Annotated in this window: 18 protein-coding genes; 4 read left to right on the top strand and 14 right to left on the bottom strand. The window is 61.7% G+C overall.

Annotation, left to right across the window (positions count from 1 at the left end):
* The first annotated feature begins 77 nt into the window (after nt 1–77).
* The 4 genes from M5C56_RS15755 to leuA all read left to right on the top strand — a co-directional run bounded on the left by M5C56_RS15755 (nt 78) and on the right by leuA (nt 5,563).
* Nucleotides 78–977, top strand: coding sequence for a LysR substrate-binding domain-containing protein (locus M5C56_RS15755; RefSeq protein WP_103498529.1), 900 nt, complete (start codon nt 78–80; stop codon nt 975–977).
* Between the two features lie 187 nt (nt 978–1,164).
* On the top strand, nt 1,165–2,544 hold the full coding sequence (gene xseA / locus M5C56_RS15750; RefSeq protein WP_152740962.1) for an exodeoxyribonuclease VII large subunit: 1,380 nt from the start codon (nt 1,165–1,167) through the stop codon (nt 2,542–2,544).
* 18 nt (nt 2,545–2,562) lie between these two features.
* A complete protein-coding gene (locus M5C56_RS15745) occupies nt 2,563–3,384 on the top strand; it encodes a peptidoglycan DD-metalloendopeptidase family protein (RefSeq protein ID WP_103498531.1) in 822 nt (273 codons plus the stop codon).
* 496 nt (nt 3,385–3,880) lie between these two features.
* Complete coding sequence (gene leuA, locus M5C56_RS15740; protein ID WP_103498533.1) at nt 3,881–5,563, top strand: 2-isopropylmalate synthase; 1,683 nt, start codon at nt 3,881–3,883, stop codon at nt 5,561–5,563.
* A 176-nt stretch (nt 5,564–5,739) separates the two neighbouring features.
* Here the strand turns inward: leuA and M5C56_RS15735 are convergent, their stop codons facing one another.
* From M5C56_RS15735 to hscA, 14 genes are all read right to left on the bottom strand, one after another.
* On the bottom strand, nt 5,740–6,534 hold the full coding sequence (locus M5C56_RS15735) for an amidohydrolase (RefSeq protein ID WP_103498534.1): 795 nt from the start codon (nt 6,532–6,534) through the stop codon (nt 5,740–5,742).
* The gene (locus M5C56_RS15730; protein ID WP_103498535.1) at nt 6,522–7,670 is read right to left on the bottom strand and encodes a pyridoxal phosphate-dependent aminotransferase; all 1,149 of its coding nucleotides are present in this window, start codon (nt 7,668–7,670) and stop codon (nt 6,522–6,524) included. Before M5C56_RS15730 ends, M5C56_RS15735 begins: the two co-directional genes overlap by 13 nt.
* A gap of 113 nt (nt 7,671–7,783) precedes the next feature.
* Nucleotides 7,784–9,259, bottom strand: a complete 1,476-nt coding sequence (gene der / locus M5C56_RS15725) for a ribosome biogenesis GTPase Der (RefSeq protein WP_103498536.1) — start codon at nt 9,257–9,259, stop codon at nt 7,784–7,786.
* A gap of 267 nt (nt 9,260–9,526) precedes the next feature.
* Entirely contained in the window at nt 9,527–10,678 is a 1,152-nt protein-coding gene (gene bamB, locus M5C56_RS15720; RefSeq protein ID WP_103498537.1) for an outer membrane protein assembly factor BamB, read from the bottom strand.
* Entirely contained in the window at nt 10,671–11,312 is a 642-nt protein-coding gene (locus M5C56_RS15715) for a tetratricopeptide repeat protein (RefSeq protein WP_103498538.1), read from the bottom strand. The genes bamB and M5C56_RS15715 overlap by 8 nt, the downstream gene beginning before the upstream one ends.
* Before the next feature lie 40 nt (nt 11,313–11,352).
* Nucleotides 11,353–12,642: a histidine--tRNA ligase gene (gene hisS, locus M5C56_RS15710; RefSeq protein WP_103498539.1), complete on the bottom strand. Its 1,290-nt coding sequence runs from the start codon at nt 12,640–12,642 to the stop codon at nt 11,353–11,355.
* Nucleotides 12,643–12,664: 22 nt separating this feature from the next.
* Nucleotides 12,665–13,774 (bottom strand): flavodoxin-dependent (E)-4-hydroxy-3-methylbut-2-enyl-diphosphate synthase, encoded by a 1,110-nt coding sequence (ispG, locus tag M5C56_RS15705; RefSeq protein ID WP_100943102.1) that lies wholly within the window; start codon nt 13,772–13,774, stop codon nt 12,665–12,667.
* 3 nt (nt 13,775–13,777) lie between these two features.
* A complete protein-coding gene (locus M5C56_RS15700; protein ID WP_103498540.1) occupies nt 13,778–14,776 on the bottom strand; it encodes a RodZ family helix-turn-helix domain-containing protein in 999 nt (332 codons plus the stop codon).
* Nucleotides 14,773–15,534: a type IV pilus biogenesis/stability protein PilW gene (gene pilW, locus M5C56_RS15695; protein WP_103498541.1), complete on the bottom strand. Its 762-nt coding sequence runs from the start codon at nt 15,532–15,534 to the stop codon at nt 14,773–14,775. The genes M5C56_RS15700 and pilW overlap by 4 nt, the downstream gene beginning before the upstream one ends.
* 12 nt (nt 15,535–15,546) lie before the next feature.
* Nucleotides 15,547–16,695 carry a 23S rRNA (adenine(2503)-C(2))-methyltransferase RlmN gene (gene rlmN, locus M5C56_RS15690; protein ID WP_103498542.1) on the bottom strand — a complete coding sequence of 383 codons (1,149 nt, stop codon included), beginning with the start codon at nt 16,693–16,695 and terminating at the stop codon, nt 15,547–15,549.
* Between the two features lie 28 nt (nt 16,696–16,723).
* Entirely contained in the window at nt 16,724–17,149 is a 426-nt protein-coding gene (gene ndk, locus M5C56_RS15685) for a nucleoside-diphosphate kinase (protein ID WP_103498543.1), read from the bottom strand.
* Nucleotides 17,150–17,237: 88 nt separating this feature from the next.
* Nucleotides 17,238–17,438 (bottom strand): Fe-S cluster assembly protein IscX, encoded by a 201-nt coding sequence (iscX, locus tag M5C56_RS15680; protein WP_103498544.1) that lies wholly within the window; start codon nt 17,436–17,438, stop codon nt 17,238–17,240.
* A 14-nt stretch (nt 17,439–17,452) separates the two neighbouring features.
* The gene (gene fdx, locus M5C56_RS15675) at nt 17,453–17,794 is read right to left on the bottom strand and encodes an ISC system 2Fe-2S type ferredoxin (protein ID WP_103498545.1); all 342 of its coding nucleotides are present in this window, start codon (nt 17,792–17,794) and stop codon (nt 17,453–17,455) included.
* A gap of 2 nt (nt 17,795–17,796) precedes the next feature.
* A complete protein-coding gene (gene hscA / locus M5C56_RS15670; protein WP_103498546.1) occupies nt 17,797–19,659 on the bottom strand; it encodes a Fe-S protein assembly chaperone HscA in 1,863 nt (620 codons plus the stop codon).
* Nucleotides 19,660–19,675: the final 16 nt, after the last annotated feature.

Below are 19,675 nucleotides of genomic sequence, written 5' to 3'. Positions count from 1 at the left end.
CGATTGACTTTAGCCAGTGGCGAGCCTTGCGACTAATATATTCAAAGCCCGCCACCCATCTCGAAAAGGCATGACTCGTGATTTCCACCCGCCAACTGCGCTACTTCGTTGAAATCGCCGAATCCGGCAGTTTCAGCGCCGCCGCCGAACGCCTGTTTATCGCGCAGTCGGCCTTGAGCCGGCAGATCAAGGAACTGGAAAACTATTTGCAGACGCCCTTGTTCGAACGTACGGCGCGCCAGCCAAGACTGACCGCGGCAGGCGAGGCGTTTTATCCGCGGGCAAGAAATCTGTTGAGCGAACTGAACAAGGCCAGCGAGTTGGCGACCCAGGTGGGCAAAGGACAACTGGGAACCTTGCGTCTGAGTCATTCCAGCACGGTGCCGATGAGCGGTCGATTGCTACGGGCGATCAGTCATTTTCTGGAGCAGAGTCCGGGGGCGTCGATGGATATCGCCAAGCTGTCCTCCGAAGCCCAACTCGAAGAACTGGCCGAGGGGCGACTGGATATCGGCCTGCTGCGCCTGCCGGTACTGCGCCAGCGCGAGGGTGTGCAGATCCTGCCGCTGTTCAGCGAGCGCCTGCTGCTGGCGGTGCCGCCGAATCATCCGTTGGCGGGCTCGACCGAGGGCATCGACCTGGCGGTGCTGAAGGACGAAGCCTTTATTTCCATTCCGCATCCCCAGCGGGGTGGCTTGAGTTATCTCTCGGCCGAGCTGTGCATGCGCCAGGGTTTCTTTCCCCGGGCGGCGCGGGTGGTGTCGCGCAAGACCACTCAATTGCAGTTGATCCAGGCTGGGTTCGGTATCGCGTTGCTGCCCGAGTCGATGCGGAACATCGCACCGACGAATATCCATTTCCTGCCCCTCAAGGACCCGGATTGTCAGAGCACCCTGGCCCTGGCCTGCCGCCAGGAGCCGACGCCGCTGGTGGCGCAGTTTGTCGAGCGCTTCAGCGAAGACCTCCAACGCCCCTGAAAACACCGCCAAACTCATAGGAGCAGGGCTTGTGTGGGAGCGGAGCTTGCCCGCGAAGCTTTTAGCGCCCTCGCGGCCGCCTTCGCGAGCAAGCTCTGCTCCCACATTAGATTCGGGCAGCAGACAAAATCTGCGCTCGACGACATAACGTAGAGATTGCCGGTCGAATGCCTTTATCATGCCCACCATGATTAAAGATCCCTTTTCACGCCTGGGCCTCGACCGCGAAGTCCTCACTGTCAGCCAGCTCAACGGCCGCGCGCGGGTGTTGCTCGAAGATGTGTTCAGCAATATCTGGGTCGAAGGCGAAATCTCCAACCTCGCCCGCCCGGCATCCGGCCATATCTATTTCACCCTCAAGGACAGCGGCGCCCAGGTGCGTTGCGCACTGTTCCGGCAGAACGCCGCCCGGGTGCGCCAGGCGCTGAAGGACGGTTTGGCGGTCAAGGTCCGGGGCAAGGTCTCGCTGTTCGAAGGCCGTGGCGACTACCAACTGATCCTCGATACCGTGGAGCCGGCCGGCGACGGCGCCCTGCGCCTGGCCTTCGATGCCCTGAAGGAAAAGCTCAGCGCCGAAGGCCTGTTCAGCGCCGAGCGCAAGGTCCCGTTGCCCGCCCATCCGCAACGCATCGGCATTATCAGTTCGCCCACCGGTGCGGTGATCCGCGACATTATCAGCGTCTTCCGCCGCCGCGCCCCCCAGGTCGAACTGACGCTGATCCCCACCGCCGTGCAGGGCCGCGAAGCCATCACGCAAATCGTCCGGGCGCTGAAGCTGGCCGATGCCAAGGGCTTCGACGCGCTGATCCTGGCCCGTGGCGGCGGCTCGCTGGAAGACCTCTGGTGCTTCAACGAAGAAGCCGTGGCCCGGGCGGTGGACGCCTGTATCACGCCCATCGTCAGCGCCATCGGCCATGAAACCGATGTGTCCATCAGCGATTTTGTCGCCGACGTCCGCGCCCCCACTCCCTCCGCCGCCGCAGAACTGCTGGCCCCGGACTCCAGCGACCTGCAACGCCGGGTCGAGAGCCTGCACCGGCGCCTGGTGATGCGTATCCGCGACCGCCTGATGCGCGACCGCCTGCGCCTCGACGGCCTGGCCCGACGCCTGCGCCACCCCGGTGAACGTCTGCGCCAACAGGCCCAACGCCTGGATGACCTGGACATGCGCATGCGCCGGGCGTTCGAGCGCCAGCTCAATACCCGCCGGGAAAAACTGATCCGCCTGGAAACCCGCCTCGCCGGGCAACATCCGGGGCGGCAACTGGCGCTTCTGCGTCAACGTCTGGACAGTCTCTCCGAACGCCTGCCCCGGGCCATGCGCGAGGGCCTGAAAGCCCGGCGCCTGCAACTGCAAAGCCAGATGCAGACACTTCATGTAGTAAGTCCCCTGGCCACCTTGGGCCGTGGCTACAGTATCCTGCTGGACGAACGCGGCCAGGCGATCCGCAGTGCCGAGCAGACCCACACCGGCCAACGCCTCAAGGCGAAACTCGGTGAAGGGGAATTGCAGGTACGGGTCGAGGACAATCATCTGACGCCCGTCACCCTTTCTTTACTGGACTGATTTTCAAGGGATCCGAGCATGCCCCGTTTTCTTGCTGCCCTGCTGTTGCTGGGCCTCGCCTTCAACGCCCACGCCGACAGCTATCTCACCCGCCTGCTGAACAAGCCGGTGCCCGGCGGCGTGGCCGTGGTCGATCTCGGAGCAAACGCCCAGGCGCCCAAGGCCAGTTACCAGGGCAAGCCGGTTTTGGTGGTCAAGGAACAGAACAACTGGCTGGCGATTGTCGGTATCCCCCTGACGGTGAAGCCCGGCAGCCAACAGATCAGTTCGGCCGGTCGCAGCCTGAGTTTCAATGTCGGCGGCAAAAAGTACCCGGAACAGCACATCACCTTGAAGAACACCCGCCAGGTCAACCCGAACCCGGCCGACCTCAAGCGCATCGATGAAGAACTGGCGGTACAGATTCGCGCCTATCGCAGCTTCAGTCCCGGCACGCCGAGCAACCTGTTGCTGGACAAGCCGGTCAACGGCCCGCTGTCGAGCCGCTTCGGCGTGCGCCGCTTCTTCAACGGCGAGGAGCGTAATCCCCACGCCGGGCTGGACTTCGCGGTTCCGGCCGGTACGCCGATCAAGACCCCGGCGGCGGGCAAGGTAATTCTGATCGGCAATTATTTCTTCAACGGCAACACCGTGTTCGTCGACCATGGCCAGGGCTTTATCAGCATGTTCTGCCATATGTCGAAGATCGACGTGCAGGTGGGCCAGTCACTGGCCCGTGGTGCCGTGGTGGGCAAGGTCGGCTCCACGGGCCGTGCGACCGGGCCGCATATGCACTGGAACGTCAGCCTGAATGACGCGCGGGTCGATCCGGCGATCTTTATCGGCGCGTTCCAACCCTGATCCCCGGAACACCACCGCCCCCCCTGTAGGAGCGAGCTGGCTCGCGATGGTAGTCCAGGCACCACTGGGTATCAGGTGCCCCCGCGTTATCGTTGACGTCCATCGCGAGCAAGCTCGCTCCTACAAGGACCTCGTTCAGTCTGGGCGACCGATGTTGCAGCCAACCATCCCAGCGGCAAAGATTGCGCAGGTCCAAAATAGTGCGCAATTGTTCTAGACTTTCAGTCGATCAAGCAGAATAAAATCTCGTAAAAGTCGATTTTCTGAGTATTTCTCTCAATTTTTCCCACAGGCTTGCCATCTTTCACCCCAGTGGTTAGGGTTGAAGACATGAAAACTTCTCACACCCTCATTCAGCGACGTCAACATCGCAGCCTCTGCCTCGTCAGCGCACGACTGCCAGGCTGAATCGAACGACCTCGTCCCCGGTTTTCTCCCTGATAACGCATTACCGGCTGGCCGCCTTTTTTCGGCCCTGACCCCAAGGAATTTCCCCATGAGCATGCTCAAAGACCCGTCTTCGAAGTACCGCGCGTTTCCGACCATCGATCTCCCTGATCGCACCTGGCCGTCGAAAACCATCACCAGCGCGCCGATCTGGTGCAGCTCCGACCTGCGCGACGGCAACCAGTCGCTGATCGAGCCGATGGACGCGGTGAAAAAACTGCGCTTCTGGAAAACCCTGGTCAGCGTCGGCGTCAAGGAAATCGAAGCCTCGTTCCCGGCCGCTTCGCAAACCGACTTCGACTTCGTCCGTACCCTGATCGAAGACAACCACATCCCCGAGGACACCACCATCCAGGTGCTGACCCAGGGCCGTGAAGACTTGATCGAGCGCACTTTCGAATCCCTGCGCGGGGCGAAGAAAGCCATCGTTCACCTGTACAACGCCACCTCGCCGTCCTTCCGCCGCATTGTCTTCAACCAGGACAAGGACGGGATCAAGGCCATCGCGGTCAACGCCGCCAAGCTGTTCGTCAAATACGCCGCCCAGCAGCCGGACACCCAGTGGCAGTTCGAATACTCCCCGGAAACCTTCAGCGCCACCGAGCTTGAGTTCGCCAAGGAAGTCTGCGACGCGGTCATCGAAGTCTGGAACCCGACGCCCGAGCACAAGGTGATCCTCAACCTGCCCGCCACGGTCGAGTGTGCCACCCCGAACATCTATGCCGACCAGATCGAGTGGTTCGGTCGCCATATCAACCGTCGTGACAGCGTGATCATCAGCCTGCACACCCACAACGACCGTGGCACCGGCGTGGCCGCCACCGAACTGGGCCTGATGGCCGGCGCCGACCGTGTCGAAGGCTGCCTGTTCGGCAACGGCGAGCGTACCGGTAACGTCGACCTGGTCACCGTGGCCCTGAACATGTACACCCAGGGTCTCGACCCACAGCTGGACTTCTCCGATATCGACGGCGTGCGCAAGGTGGTCGAGGAGTGCAACCAGATTCCGGTGCACCCACGTCACCCGTATGTCGGCGACCTGGTCCATACCGCCTTCTCCGGCTCCCACCAGGATGCGATCCGCAAGGGCTTCGCCCAGCAGCAAGCCGACGCCCTGTGGGAAGTGCCGTACCTGCCGATCGACCCGGCCGATATCGGCCGCAGCTACGAGGCAGTGATCCGCGTCAACAGCCAGTCGGGCAAAGGCGGTATCGCCTACCTGCTGGAGCAGGAATACGGCATCAGCCTGCCGCGTCGCATGCAGATCGAGTTCAGCCAGGTGGTGCAGCGTGAAACCGACCGCCTCGGCCTGGAAATGACCGCGCAACAGATTCATGCCCTGCTGCACAGCGAGTACCTGCAAGCCAACACCCCCTATGCGCTGGTCAGCCATCGCCTGCAGGAAGAAAACGGCAACAGCGCCGTGGAAGTGGAAGTGTCCGGCAAGGGCCAGGGCGAGACCAATCTGCACTGGCGCGGCAAGGGCAATGGAGCCCTGGAAGCCCTGGTGGCCGGCCTGCCAATACCGGTGGAAATCATGGACTACAACGAGCACGCCATCGGCGCCGGGACCAACGCCAAGGCTGCGGCCTATATCGAGCTGCGAGTGAACGGTGAACGTGCGGTGCACGGCGTGGGGATTGATGAAAACATCACCACCGCCAGCTTCAAGGCGCTGTTCAGCGCGCTGAACCGCTCGTTGAGCCAGCTGGATACCAGCAAGGCGGCGTAAGCGTCGGCAGAAATAAAAAGGCCCCGGCGGTGTGAACCCCCGGGGCCTTTTTTGTGCATTTGAGTCCGTCATCGCCGGCAAGCCGGCTCCCACAAATGTCCGCGTAGATCACACATCTCAAGTACGACGCGAATCCTGTGGGAGCCGGCTTGCTGGCGATGAACGATAACGCGGTGTTACTGATTCAACTCAAAGCTGTCGGCATCCAGGTAAGCCGGAAACCGCGTCCGATAGGCCGCCAGTTCCGCCGCACTCAAGGTGACCTGGAACACACCGTCGGCCTCCCCTGCCCCCAGCAACGACTCGCCCTGGAAATCCAGCACCTGGCTGTCGCCGGTATAGGCGAAACCCTTGCCATCGGTGCCGACCCGATTCACCGCCACCACATAACACAGGTTTTCAATTGCCCGCGCCGGCAACAATCGGTTCCAGTGCAAGCGCCGCGCGCCCGGCCAGTTGGCGGTGTACAGCAGCAGGTCGGTGTCCTGGGCATCGCGGCTCCACACCGGAAAACGCAGGTCGTAGCAGATCAGCGGACGCACCCGCCAGCCCTTGAGCTCGAACTGCATCTGGCGCTCGCCCGGGGTGTAGTGGTTATGCTCGCCGGCCATGCGGAACAGGTGGCGCTTGTCGTAGTGCAACACCTCGCCATCCGGCCGCGCCCACAACAGACGGTTGCGATGACTGCCATCGGCGGCGCGGACGATCACGCTGCCGGTGATCACCGCATCAAGCTTTTTCGCCTGCTCACGCAGCCAATCGCTGGTCGGGCCGTTTTCGGCTTCAGCCAGGGTCTGCGACTCCATGGAGAAGCCTGTGGTGAACATCTCCGGCAGAATCACCAGATCGGCCCCCGCGGCCTGCTCCAGCAGCACGTCGAAGTGCTCGAGGTTGGCCTGACGGTCATGCCAGGCCAAGGTGGTCTGCACCAATGCGAGTTTCAGGTCCGGCAACGCACTCAGATCACGCATAGTTTTGCCGCTGCTTCACGCAGCGTCTCCTCGCGCTTGGCAAAACACAGGCGCACCAGGCGCTGTCCTTCCGGCGGGTTCTGGTAGAACACCGACACCGGAATGCTTGCCACGCCATGTTCGCGGGTCATCCACACGGCCATGTCGACGTCGTTCAGGTCCGGTCGGATCTGCGAGTAGTCGACCAACTGGAAGTAAGTCCCCGCCGCCCGCTTGAAGCTGAATCGCGACTCGCCCAGCAGGTCGCAGAACAGATCGCGCTTCTCCTGATAGAACGCCGGCAGTTCCTCGACATGCTCCGGACGCATCGCCATAAAGTCGGCCAGTGCATACTGCAATGGCGTCACGCCGCAGAAGCTGACGTACTGGTGCACTTTGCGCAGTTCGGCGGTGAGGGCCGGCGGCGCCACCACATAGCCGGTTTTCCAGCCGGTGACGTGGTAGGTCTTGCCGAACGAGCTGACCACGAACGCACGCTGATACAGCGCCTCATGGGCCAAGACACTGGCATGGGGCACGCCGTCGAACACCAGGTGTTCGTAGACTTCGTCGCTGACCAGATAGATGTCGCGGTCGGCGATCAGTTTTGCCAGTTGGTCCAGTTCGCCATGACTGATCAGCGCACCGCTGGGATTGTGCGGGCTGTTGAGGATGATCATGCGGGTGCGCGGGCTCAGCGCGTCGGTGAGCTTCTGCCAATCGATGGAGAAGTCTTCCAACCCGAGCTGCACATGCACGCAACGCCCACCGGCCAACTCCACCGAAGGTTCATAACTGTCGTAGCAAGGGTCGAAAACGATCACCTCGTCGCCGGGGTGGATCACCGCCTGGATAGCACAGAAGATCGCCTGGGTCGCGCCGGGGGTGATGGTGATCTCTGCATCGGCGTTCACGTGCACGCCGTAGCTGCGGGCGATTTTCGTCGCCACCTGCTGGCGCAGGGCCGGCAGCCCGGTCATGGGGGCGTACTGGTTATGACCGTTGTTCACATGCCGGCAAACCGCATCACGCAGGGCCTGCGGACCCTCGAAATCCGGGAAGCCCTGGGACAGGTTGAGCGCACCGGTTTCCACCGCAAGCGCAGACATACGGGTAAAGATGGTGGTGCCGACATTCGGCAACTTACTGCTGATCATGGGGGCGTTTTCCCTGCTGAACATCCGGCTCTACGGGGCACGGGAGCGTTCGAGGATAACGTAAACGCCAGGCATGAAAAAGGGCGCCGAGGCGCCCGTTTTCATGATCCGAATCAGCGTTTCTTGTCGCGACGCTTTTTATCGGCCTGCTTGTGGTGCGACATCATCCGGCGCTTCTTGTTGACCTGACGGTCAGTCAGCGCGGTCTTCTTGCCTTCGTACGGGTTCTCGCCGCCCTTGAATTCGATGCGGATCGGCGTCCCCACCAATTTCAGTACACGGCGGTAGGTGTTTTCCAGGTAGCGAACATAGGACTTCGGCACCTTCTCCACCTGGTTACCGTGGATCACGATCAGCGGCGGGTTGGCCCCGCCCAAGTGCGCGTAGCGCAACTTGATCCGACGGCTGTTGACCATCGGAGGCGCGTGCTCGGTCACCGCATCTTCGAGGATCTGGGTCAGGCGGCTGGTCGGCCAGCGGGTTACCGCCGACTTGAAGGAGTTCTGTACCGACTGGTACAGGTTACCTACGCCGGTGCCGTGCAAGGCCGAGATAAAGTGGATGTCGGCGAAGTCGACGAAGAACAACCGGCGCTCCAGCTCGATCTTCACGAAATCACGTTCGCCCGGGGTCATGCCGTCCCATTTGTTCAGGGCGATCACCAGCGCGCGACCCGACTCCAGGGCAAACCCGAGCAGGTTGAGATCGTGGTCGACCACCCCTTCGCGGGCGTCCATGACGAAGATCACGACGTTGGCGTCCTTGATCGCCTGCAAGGTTTTCACCACGGAGAATTTTTCGACTTCCTCGTGGATCTTGCCGCGCTTACGCACACCGGCGGTGTCGATCAGCGTGTACTTCTCGTCGTTACGCTCGAACGGGATGTAGATACTGTCGCGGGTGGTGCCAGGCTCGTCATAGACGATCACCCGGTCTTCACCGAGCATGCGGTTGACCAGGGTCGACTTGCCGACGTTCGGGCGACCGATGATGGCGATCTTGATGCCATCTTTTTCGCTCGGGCCGGGAATGCGCTTGGCTTCTTCACCTTCGGCAACGTCTTCGATCTCGCCGTCTTCCGGCTCGTCTTCGTCGTCTTTCGGGAAATCGCTCAGGGCGATTTCCAGCATCTGGGTGATGCCGCGACCATGGGCACCGGCGATCGGGATCGCGTCGCCCAGGCCCATCGGGCTGAATTCGGCGCGGGCCATATCCGGGTCGATGTTATCGACCTTGTTCGCCACCACGTAGGAACGCTTGTTACGTTTGCGCAGGTGCTCGCCGATCATCTGGTCAGCGGCGGTGAAGCCGGCTTTGGCATCCACCAGGAACAGCACGACATCGGCTTCTTCAATGGCCAGCAGCGACTGCTCGGCCATTTTTTCGTCCATGCCATGCTCGTCGCCGGAAATACCGCCGGTGTCGATCAGGATATAGGTGCGCCCTTGCCACTTAGCCTCACCGTATTGGCGATCACGGGTCAGACCGGACAAGTCGCCGACAATGGCGTCGCGAGTCCTGGTCAGGCGGTTGAACAGGGTGGATTTACCGACGTTCGGTCGGCCCACCAGGGCGATTACGGGAACCATGCGGCTCTCCACTTCGTTATTTCAGAAAATACAAAAGCCGCTGCAAGGCAGCGGCTGGTGCTCGGGGCAGCACCGGGAGGTGCCGCAAACCTCATGAAACGAGGCCGCCTGTGGGATCAACGCCGAACCTGTAGGAGCGAGCTTGCTCGCGATGGTCGTTAACGATAACGCGGGGCACCGGTTCTCTCGCGGTGCCCTTACGTTCATCGCGAGCAAGCTCGCTCCTACAAGTGATGCGTTGGGGTACCCCCAAGCATAGTCAAACCTTTACTTGATGGTCAGGGCTTCCAGTTTGCCGCTGTTGCCATACACGTAAATCATGTCACCCATCACCAGCGGACGTGCGCGCAGGCCGTCGCTGTCGATGCGCTCGCGACCGACGAAGCGACCGTCCACCTGGCTCAGCAGGTGCAGGTAGCCTTCGAAGTCGCCGACTGCGACGTAGCTGGAGAACACTTCCGGTGCCGTCAGCTGGCGACGAGCCAGGGCGTCATTGCTCCAGATCGCCGTGGTGGAACGTTCGTCAACGCCTTCAACCGTGCCGGACGCCAAGGCGACATAAACACTGCCGAAACCCTGGGCAACACCCGAGTAGCTGGAAGCATCACGCTGCCAGAGCACTCGGCCGCTTTCCAGCTCCAGTGCCGCCATGCGGCCCTGGTAGCTGGCGACATAGAGGTTGCCGCCGGACAACAGCAGGCCACCGTCGATGTCGACGATGCGCTCCAGCTCCGAACGCCCTTGCGGAATGGCCACGCGGGTTTCCCACGCCGGCACGCCGTTATGGGTATCCAGGGCGACCACTTTACCGCTGGACAGACCCGCCACCGCCAGGTGGTTGGTCACGATCGGCGCACCGGTGCCACGCAAGGTCAGGACCGCCGGGCTGCTGTCGTACAACCAGCGCTGGTTGCCGGTGTCGGCATCGAGGCCGATCACGCGGTCGTCCTGGGTCTGCACAACCACCACGTCACCGTTGGTGGCCGGCGGCGCCAGCACTTCGCTGGTCACCTGGGCGCGCCACTTCTGCTCGCCGCTGCTGGCATCCAGGGCAATCACTTCGCCCTTGAGGGTGCCCATCAACACCAGGCCGTAGCCGACGCCGATGGCACCGGAAACCGGCACTTCCAGGTCTTTCTTCCACTTCACGTCGCCGTTCATGCGATCCATCGCGATCACGACGCCAGTGTCATCGGCCGCGTAGATGGTATCGCCGTCAATCGCCGGCACCAGCATGTTGTAGATCTTGCCCTGGCCGTCACCGATGGAACGGCTCCACTCTTTGTGCAGAACCACTTCTTCCTTGAAGGAGGTCAGTTCGGCCGGTGGCAGTTCTTTCTTGCTGTTGCTGCTGCAACCCGCGGCCAGAATGGCCAGAGCCAGCAATGCTGCATGTTTCCAACGGATCACGTCACGCATCCCCTTTGGCCAGGTCGTCCAGCTTGATTTGTAAGCCACCGACCGCTGCTTCATCAGACAGCGCCGCTTTGGCCTTTTGGTACGCGGCATGAGCTTCATCGGTCCGACCCAGTTGAACCAACAGGTCCCCCTTGAGTTCTTCGCGACTGGCCAGGAACGCCTTGTCAGCATCGCCATCGAGCAGTTTCAGTGCGTCGTCGACTTTGTTCTGTGCCGCCAGCACCTGGGCCAGGCGCTGACGCGCGACTTCGCCGAGGGTGATGTTGGCTGGTTTGTCGGTAATGGCTTTCAGCTCACGCGCGGCGTCGTCCAGTTTACCGGTATCGACCGCAACTTTCGCTACGAACAGACTGCCGTACTGCGCATAGGCGCTGCCGGCGAAATCGGTGTTGAGCTTGTTGGCCAGGTCCGCCACGCGTCCAGGGTCGGGCTTGCCGTCCGGCGTCAGCGTGGTTTCCAGCAGTTGCTGATAAAGCATCGAGGCGCCCTGCGCCTGGTTGCTCTGGTATTTGTGCCAGGCCTGCCAGCCGAACACCACCACCAGGGCCAGCAAGCCGCCAGTGACCAAGGGTTTGCCGTTACGCTGCCACCAGTCCTTCAACTCCGCCAACTGATCATCTTCGGTACTCGACACCCCAATACTCCTTATTCTCTAAATCGGCTGTTTTACAGCTTCAACCCTGCACGACGCAGGTGGCCAAGTGCTCGGAAAGAGCCTCCCAGGCAATGCTTTGTTGCTCGCCCTGGCCACGCAGGGGTTTGAAACCTACCACTTGCTGAGCCAATTCGTCGTCACCGAGAATCAAGGCGTACAGCGCACCGCTTTTGTCAGCTTTCTTGAACTGGCTCTTGAAGCTGCCGGCACCGGCGTTGACCTGCAAACGCAGGTTCGGCAGCTGGTCACGGACCTTCTCGCTCAGGGCCAGGGCCGCGAGTTCCGCGGCCTCGCCGAAGGCGCACAGGTAGACGTCGACCTGACGGGCGATTTCTTCCGGGACCTGCTCCAGGGTTTCCAGCAGCAGGATCAACCGCTCGATACCCATGGCAAAACCCACGCCGGGAGTCGGCTTGCCGCCCATCTGCTCCACCAGGCCATCGTAGCGACCACCGGCACAGACGGTGCCCTGGGCGCCCAACTGGTCGGTGACCCATTCGAAAACGGTCTTGCTGTAGTAATCCAGCCCGCGCACCAGCTTGGGATTGATCACGTACGGGATACCGGCCGCATCGAGACGGGCCTTGAGGCCTTCGAAGTGCAGGCGCGATTCCTCGTCGAGGTAGTCGGCGAGTTTCGGCGCATCCACCAGCGCGGCCTGGGTGTCCGGGTTCTTGGTGTCGAGCACCCGCAGCGGGTTGGTCTTCAGGCGGCGCTGGCTGTCTTCGTCCAACAGCTCGAGACGTGCGCTGAGGAACTCCACCAGGGCCTCGCGATAACGACCACGGGACTCGCTGGTGCCCAGGCTGTTGAGTTCGAGCTTGACCGCGCCGCGGATGCCCAGCAGGCCCCACAGGCGCCAGGTCAGCACGATCAGCTCGGCGTCGATGTCCGGGCCGTCGATATTGAAGACTTCGCAGCCGATCTGGTGGAACTGGCGATAACGGCCTTTCTGCGGACGCTCGTGGCGGAACATCGGGCCGATGTACCAGAGCTTCTGCGGCTGACCACCACCGGTGATGCCGTGTTCCAGCACGGCGCGCACGCAGGCCGCGGTACCTTCCGGACGCAGGGTCAGGGAATCGCCGTTGCGGTCCTCGAAGGTGTACATCTCTTTTTCGACGATGTCGGTCACTTCACCGATGGAGCGTTTGAACAGCTCGGTGAACTCGACGATCGGCATGCGGATCTGCTTGTAGCCGTAGTTATCCAGCAGACGCGCGACAGTGCCCTCGAAATAGCGCCACAGGGGCGTCTGCTCGGGCAGGATGTCGTTCATGCCACGAATGGCTTGCAAAGACTTGCTCACAAAATATCCTTAAATTCTTCGATCAGCCGCGGGCGATCAGCGCCGCGTCGGCTTCGACCTTTTCGGCCGCCTTCTGCCGGATCAGCCTTTCGAGCTCATCCACCAGATTGTCATTCGTCAGTTTCTGCGCCGGCTTGCCGTCGATGTAGATCAGGTTCGGCGTGCCACCGGTCAGGCCGATATGGGCCTCTTTGGCCTCACCCGGTCCGTTGACCACACAACCGATCACAGCCACGTCCAGCGGCACCAGCAAATCTTCCAGGCGCCCTTCCAGCTCGTTCATGGTCTTGACCACATCGAAGTTCTGCCGCGAGCAGCTCGGGCAGGCGATGAAGTTGATACCACGGGAGCGCAGGTGCAGGGACTTGAGGATGTCGTAGCCGACTTTCACTTCCTCGACCGGGTCGGCCGCCAACGAGATGCGAATAGTATCGCCAATCCCTTCGGCCAGCAGCATACCGAGGCCGACGGCGGATTTCACCGTGCCTGAACGCAAACCACCGGCTTCGGTGATGCCCAGGTGCAGCGGCTGGACGATTTCCTTGGCCAGCAGGCGGTAGGCGGCTACCGCCATGAACACGTCGGAAGCCTTTACGCTGACCTTGAAGTCCTGGAAATTCAGACGTTCCAGGTGCTCGACATGGCGCAGGGCGGACTCCACCAGGGCCTCTGGCGTAGGCTCGCCGTACTTTTTCTGCAGGTCTTTTTCCAGGGAACCGGCGTTGACACCGATGCGGATCGGGATACCACGATCCCGGGCGGCATCGACCACCGCGCGCACGCGGTCTTCGCGACCGATATTGCCCGGATTGATCCGCAGGCAGTCGACACCCAGTTCGGCCACGCGCAGGGCGATCTTGTAGTCGAAGTGGATATCGGCGACCAGCGGTACCTTGACCAACTGCTTGATCCGACCGAAGGCCTCGGCGGCGTCCATGTCCGGCACGGAAATGCGCACGATATCGACGCCCGCGGCTTCCAGGCGATTGATCTGCGCCACAGTGGCCGCGACGTCATTGGTGTCGCTGTTGGTCATGCTCTGCACCGCGATCGGTGCATCACCGCCTACGGGTACCGAGCCGACCCAGATTTTACGGGACTCGCGACGCTTGATAGGAGATTGGCCGTGCATGACTTATTGACCTAGCTTCAGGCGAGCGGTCTCGCCACTGGTGAACGGGGCGATATCGACCGGCTGACCGTTGTATGTGATCTGGGCACCGCGGGCATAGCCCAGGCGCACGGCAAACGGCGGCTTGCCGCTGAGCTCAAGGTTCTCGCCCTTGCGCTTGAGGCCGCTGACCAGCACCTTGCCGTTGCCGTCGGTGACCTGGGTCCAGCAATCGGCGACGAAGGTCAGGTGGACCTGGCCGGCGCCGGCCACGGGCTCGGCGGCAGCGGGTGCACCGCTGACCGGAGCGCCTGGCGCGACTGTCGACACCGGGGCTGGGGCTGGGGCTTGCGTCGGGGCCACCACCAGGGTCTGCGCCGAATGCGGCACAGGCACCACAGCCGGGGTCGCCGGAGTACTGGCCGCAGCCGCCGGGGCCGCAGGCTGGGCCTCGGCCGCGCCTTCAGGTGCCGGCGCCTCGGAGGCCGCCTGGTTCTCGGTCACGGCCTGGTCTTCCGGCTCGTCGATCGGGTGAATCTGCGTGGTGCCGTCGGCGCTTTCGACTTCGACGTGCTCCATATTGACCGCCGCCTGATCCTTGGAGCGCAGGCTGGCCTGGTCTTGCCACCAGACGAAGCCGCCGCCGATCACGGCGATCAGCAAGAGCAGGCTGACAATACGCAACAGGGTGTGGGAAAACCGCACAGGCTCTTCGATCCGCCCCAGGGCCTGGACACTGCTGCCCTGGGAATCGGTGCCGGTGTTCTGGTCGAACTGCTGGACCAGGACGGCCTGGTCCATGCCGAGCAACTTGGCGTAGGCGCGGATATAACCCCGGGCAAAGGTATGCCCCGGCAGCTTGTCGAAGGCACCGGCTTCCAGGTTGCTCAAGGACGACACCGTGAGGTTGAGCTTCACGGCCACCTCGGCCAGCGTCCAACCATTGCTTTCGCGGGCCTGACGCAGGGTCTCACCGGGGTTGACGCGAGTCGCTGCTACAAATTCGGGTTGCGCCGCTTTCATCTTTGCTCCGACAGGTATTGCTGATATTCCGGCGTACCGGGATAGAGTCGTTTTAGTTGCAAGCCGTAACTGGCGGCCTTGTCACGATCTTCGTAGATTTTCGCCAGGCGGATACCGAGCAATAGACTACGTGCATTTTGCTCGCTCAGCAGGCTGAAGCGCGCGTAATAATCGCGTGCGGGCACATAATGCCTGTCTTCGTAAGACAACTCAGCCATTTCCAGCAAAGCACGTGGCTGTTGGCGGTTCAGGCGCAGGGATTTGTCGAAATGCTGCAGGGCCAGATCGCGCTGGCCAAGGGCCAGCGCCGTCAGGCCGAGGTTTTCGAAAACCCGCGAACGTTCGGTATAGAGGCTGTCGTTGGCGGCCTGTTCAAAACGCTCGTAGGCGTCCTTGTAACGCTTGAGTTCGAACAGGAAGCTGCCGTAATTGTTGAGCGTGCGCGCATCGTTCGGACGCGAGGACAGGGCCTTGTGGAAATGCTCCTCGGCCAGTTGCGTTTCGCCTTCGGCCTGGAACACCAGCGCCAGGGCGCCGTTGGCATCCGGATCGGAGCTGTCCATCTCCAGGGCTTTCTTGAGCGGCACCTTGGCCTGCTCGGTCTGGCCTTGCTGCAGATAGCCGATGCCCAGTTGCACATAGGCCGTGCGCGCTTCATCGCGCCCCTTGCTGGTACTCAGCGGGTCGACATTACCCGTTGAAACGCAGCCGGCCAGCAGGCCGACGAATACGACAAGGAGCGCAGCGCGCAGGGTCATGGAGGTCCTCTCTCAGTTTCGGTTCGCGGCGCTTTGCCCACTTTCGGCATCGGCGCTCAGCTCACGTACGGCAATGTAGCGTTCGCTGCGACGGGTGCGATCCAGCACCTGCCCCACCAGTTGACCACAAGCCGCGTCGATGTCTTCACCGCGGGTGGTGCGTACCGTGACGTTATAGCCGGCCTGATGCAACAGATCCTGGAAACGCCGGATCGCATTGTTGCTCGGGCGCTCGTAGCCCGAATGCGGGAACGGGTTGAACGGAATCAGGTTGATCTTGCACGGCGTGTCCTTGAGCAGCTCGATCATCTCGACGGCATGCTCGACCTGGTCGTTGACATCCTTGAGCAGGGTGTACTCGATGGTCAGGACGCGCTTCTCGCCGAGGGTCGCCATGTAGCGACGGCACGACTCGAGCAACATCTTAAGCGGATACTTCTTGTTGATCGGCACCAATTGGTTACGCAATGCGTCATTCGGTGCGTGCAGCGACAGCGCCAGGGAGACGTCGATGTGCTCGGCGAGCACGTCGATCATCGGAACCACGCCGGAGGTCGACAGGGTCACGCGGCGCTTGGAGATGCCGTAGCCCAGGTCGTCCATCATCAGGTGCATGGCCGCGATGACGTTGTCGAAGTTCAGCAGCGGCTCACCCATGCCCATCATCACCACGTTGGTGATGGCACGGTCGACGGTCGCCGGGACGCTGCCAAAGGATTTGTTGGCAATCCACACCTGGCCGATGACTTCGGCGGCGGTGAGGTTGCTGTTGAAGCCTTGCTTGCCGGTGGAGCAGAAACTGCAGTCCAGGGCACAGCCCGCCTGGGACGAAACGCACAAGGTGCCACGTTTGCCCTGGGGAATGTAGACGGTCTCGACGCAGCTGCCGGACGCCACGCGCACCACCCATTTACGGGTGCCGTCGGTGGAAATGTCCTCGCTGACGACTTCAGGACCGCGTACTTCAGCAACAGTCTTGAGCTTTTCACGCAAGGCCTTGCTGACGTTCGTCATGGCGTCGAAATCATCGACGCCAAAGTGGTGAATCCACTTCATGACCTGACCGGCACGGAAACGCTTCTCCCCGATTGAGTCGAAGAATTTTTCCATTTCCGGCTGAGTCAGACCCAACAGGTTTATTTTGCCGATTGATACAGTCATGGATTCACCCTCACTCGAAAGCCTTTGCTTAGCGAGCGGTTACTTCGGTAGCTGCGAAGAAGTACGAGATTTCGCGAGCGGCAGCGGCTTCGGAGTCCGAACCGTGTACAGCGTTGGCGTCGATGGAGTCAGCGAAGTCAGCACGGATGGTGCCGGCAGCGGCTTCTTTAGGGTTGGTAGCGCCCATCAGCTCACGGTTCAGAGCGATAGCGTTTTCGCCTTCCAGAACCTGGACAACAACCGGGCCGGAGATCATGAAGGCAACCAGGTCGCCGAAGAAACCACGAGCGCTGTGCTCAGCGTAGAAGCCTTCGGCTTCGGCTTTGGACAGTTGCTTCATTTTCGAAGCAACAACGCGCAGGCCGGCGTCTTCGAAACGGGAAACGATCTTGCCGATCACGTTTTTTGCAACGGCGTCAGGCTTGATGATGGAGAAAGTGCGTTGAACAGCCATGGTGTAACTCCAGAAACAGTGATTTGCCAAAAATTAAACCCGCGAATTATACGCGGGTTCCCAAGTATTGCCTAACCTGCCGCGCTGCTCAGTCGCGTTCTTCGATCCACTGGGCCTGAATGGCCTCCAGAATCTTCTCGCCGCAGTGCTCAGGCTTGTCGTCGAACTCGGGCAATTCCATCACCCACTTGCGTAGATCGACGAAGTTGACCGACATTGGATCGACTTCCGGCTTGCTTTCAGCCAGTTGAATTGCGATCTCCAGCACATCAACCCATTTCAGACTCATGATAATTCCTTGAATCAATGCGGCGCTTCGGCGGCGTGGTTGAGCGAGTACTTCGGAATCTCGACGGTCAGGTCCTCGGTCCCGACTTTGGCCTGACAGGCCAGGCGCGACTGGGCTTCCAGCCCCCAAGCCTTGTCAAGGTAGTCCTCTTCCAGCTCATCGGCCTCTTCCAGCGAGTCGAAACCTTCGCGAATCAGGCAATGGCAAGTGGTGCAGGCGCAGACACCGCCACAGGCACTTTCCATTTCAATATGGTGCTCATGGGCCAATTCGAGGATCGAGATCCCCGTTTCCGCCTCCACGACCAAGCCCTCAGGACAAAACTTCTCGTGAGGCAGAAAAATCACCTGCGGCATCGTTATTCCCCAATCTCATTCAGGTTGCGCCCCGCCAGCGCGGCTTTCACCGTCGAATCCAGGCGGCGGGCAGCAAAAGCATCGGTCACTTGCGACAGACGCTTGGTCTGCTGCTCGATGGCGTAACCATCGGTGCCTTTCATCAGTTCGGTCAGTTCCTGCACCTGCAGGTCGATGACCATGCGTTCATCGGCATCCAGCAAGCGTTCGCCATCGGCCTCCAAAGCCGCTTGCACGGCTTCGACCAGGCGTTGGGCATCGACCTGCTGCTCGCGCAGCACGCGAGCGACCTTGTCGTCACCGGCATACTGGAACGAATCCTTGAGCATCCTGGCGATTTCGCCGTCGGTCAGGCCGTAGGACGGCTTGACCTGGATGCTCGCCTCGACGCCCGAACCCAGTTCGCGGGCCGAGACATCGAGCAGACCGTCGGCATCGACCTGGAAGGTCACGCGGATCTTCGCCGCACCCGCGACCATGGCCGGAATGCCGCGCAGTTCGAAACGCGCCAGGGAGCGGCAGTCACTGATCAATTCACGCTCGCCTTGCAGCACGTGAATCATCATGGCCGACTGGCCGTCTTTATAAGTAGTGAAGTCCTGGGCACGGGCGACCGGAATGGTGGTGTTACGCGGAATCACCTTCTCCATCAGGCCGCCCATGGTTTCCAGGCCCAGGGACAACGGAATCACGTCCAGCAGCAGCAATTCGCCGCCATCGCGCTTGTTGCCGGCCAGGGTATCGGCCTGGATCGCGGCACCAATGGCCACCACCTGATCCGGGTCGATCTCGGTCAACGGCTGACGGCCGAACATTTCGGCGACCGCCTCGCGAACACGCGGCACACGGGTCGAGCCGCCGACCATGACCACGGCCTGGACCTCGTCGAGCTCCACGTTCGAGTCACGCACGGCGCGTCGGCAAGCCTTGAGGCTGCGCGCAACCATGGGCTCGATCAGCGCATCGAAGACTTCACGGCTCAAGGCCGCACGCCAGTCGCCATAGACCACCTCGACCGAAGTCGCATCGGTCAGGGCTTCCTTGGCGGCGCAAGCGGTTTGCAGCAGATGACGCTGCGCACCCGGATCGAGATCGGCGGACAACCCTGCCTGCTCGATGATCCAGCCGGCAATCGCATGGTCGAAGTCATCGCCACCCAGGGCGCTGTCGCCACCGGTGGCCAGTACCTCGAAGACACCACGGGTCAGGCGCAGGATCGAAATATCGAAAGTACCGCCGCCCAGGTCATAGATGGCAACCACGCCTTCGGCGTTCTGATCCAGACCGTAAGCCACCGCCGCCGCCGTCGGCTCATTGAGCAGGCGCAGCACGTTGAGTCCAGCCAGCCGTGCCGCGTCCTTGGTTGCCTGGCGCTGGGGCTCGTCGAAATAAGCCGGCACGGTGATCACCGCGCCCACCAGTTCGCCGCCCAAGCTTGCCTCGGCGCGCAGACGCAGCACCTTGAGGATCTCGGCGGACACTTCCACCGGGCTTTTCGGGCCCTGCACGGTATCGATGAACGGCATGTGCGACTCACCGCCGACAAAGCGGTAAGGCAGCTGTTCGCCCAGTTGCTTGACGTCCGCCAGGCCACGGCCCATCAGGCGCTTCACCGACATCACGGTATTGAGCGGATCACCGGCGGCAGCCAACTTGGCCGACTGGCCGACTTCAACGCGGTCGGCGTGATAGCGCACCGCGGACGGCAGGATCACCTGCCCGTCGGCATCGGGCAACGGCTCGGAAAGACCACTGCGCAATGCAGCGACCAGCGAATTGGTAGTGCCCAAGTCGATCCCCACAGCCAGGCGACGCTGGTGCGGTTGAGGACTCTGGCCGGGTTCGGCGATCTGCAGTAGGGCCATCGTTATCTGGACTTAT

Source organism: Pseudomonas sp. MWU13-2862, from assembly GCF_023242495.1.
Lineage (GTDB): Bacteria > Pseudomonadota > Gammaproteobacteria > Pseudomonadales > Pseudomonadaceae > Aquipseudomonas > Aquipseudomonas gingeri_D.
The sequence above is the reverse complement of the archived record's forward strand: the minus strand, read 5'-3'. Positions and strand labels throughout refer to the sequence as shown.

Coding starts and splice junctions, on each gene's coding strand:
- bamB (WP_103498537.1), bottom strand. CDS start 10,678: ATGCGTGACGTGATCCGTTGGAAACATGCAGCATTGCTGGCTCTGGCC.
- M5C56_RS15730 (WP_103498535.1), bottom strand. CDS start 7,670: ATGATCAGCAGTAAGTTGCCGAATGTCGGCACCACCATCTTTACCCGT.
- ndk (WP_103498543.1), bottom strand. CDS start 17,149: ATGGCTGTTCAACGCACTTTCTCCATCATCAAGCCTGACGCCGTTGCA.
- ispG (WP_100943102.1), bottom strand. CDS start 13,774: ATGCACGGCCAATCTCCTATCAAGCGTCGCGAGTCCCGTAAAATCTGG.
- der (WP_103498536.1), bottom strand. CDS start 9,259: ATGGTTCCCGTAATCGCCCTGGTGGGCCGACCGAACGTCGGTAAATCC.
- hscA (WP_103498546.1), bottom strand. CDS start 19,659: ATGGCCCTACTGCAGATCGCCGAACCCGGCCAGAGTCCTCAACCGCAC.
- M5C56_RS15700 (WP_103498540.1), bottom strand. CDS start 14,776: ATGAAAGCGGCGCAACCCGAATTTGTAGCAGCGACTCGCGTCAACCCC.
- fdx (WP_103498545.1), bottom strand. CDS start 17,794: ATGCCGCAGGTGATTTTTCTGCCTCACGAGAAGTTTTGTCCTGAGGGC.
- M5C56_RS15735 (WP_103498534.1), bottom strand. CDS start 6,534: ATGCGTGATCTGAGTGCGTTGCCGGACCTGAAACTCGCATTGGTGCAG.
- pilW (WP_103498541.1), bottom strand. CDS start 15,534: ATGACCCTGCGCGCTGCGCTCCTTGTCGTATTCGTCGGCCTGCTGGCC.
- xseA (WP_152740962.1), top strand. CDS start 1,165: ATGATTAAAGATCCCTTTTCACGCCTGGGCCTCGACCGCGAAGTCCTC.
- iscX (WP_103498544.1), bottom strand. CDS start 17,438: ATGAGTCTGAAATGGGTTGATGTGCTGGAGATCGCAATTCAACTGGCT.
- M5C56_RS15745 (WP_103498531.1), top strand. CDS start 2,563: ATGCCCCGTTTTCTTGCTGCCCTGCTGTTGCTGGGCCTCGCCTTCAAC.
- rlmN (WP_103498542.1), bottom strand. CDS start 16,695: ATGACTGTATCAATCGGCAAAATAAACCTGTTGGGTCTGACTCAGCCG.
- leuA (WP_103498533.1), top strand. CDS start 3,881: ATGAGCATGCTCAAAGACCCGTCTTCGAAGTACCGCGCGTTTCCGACC.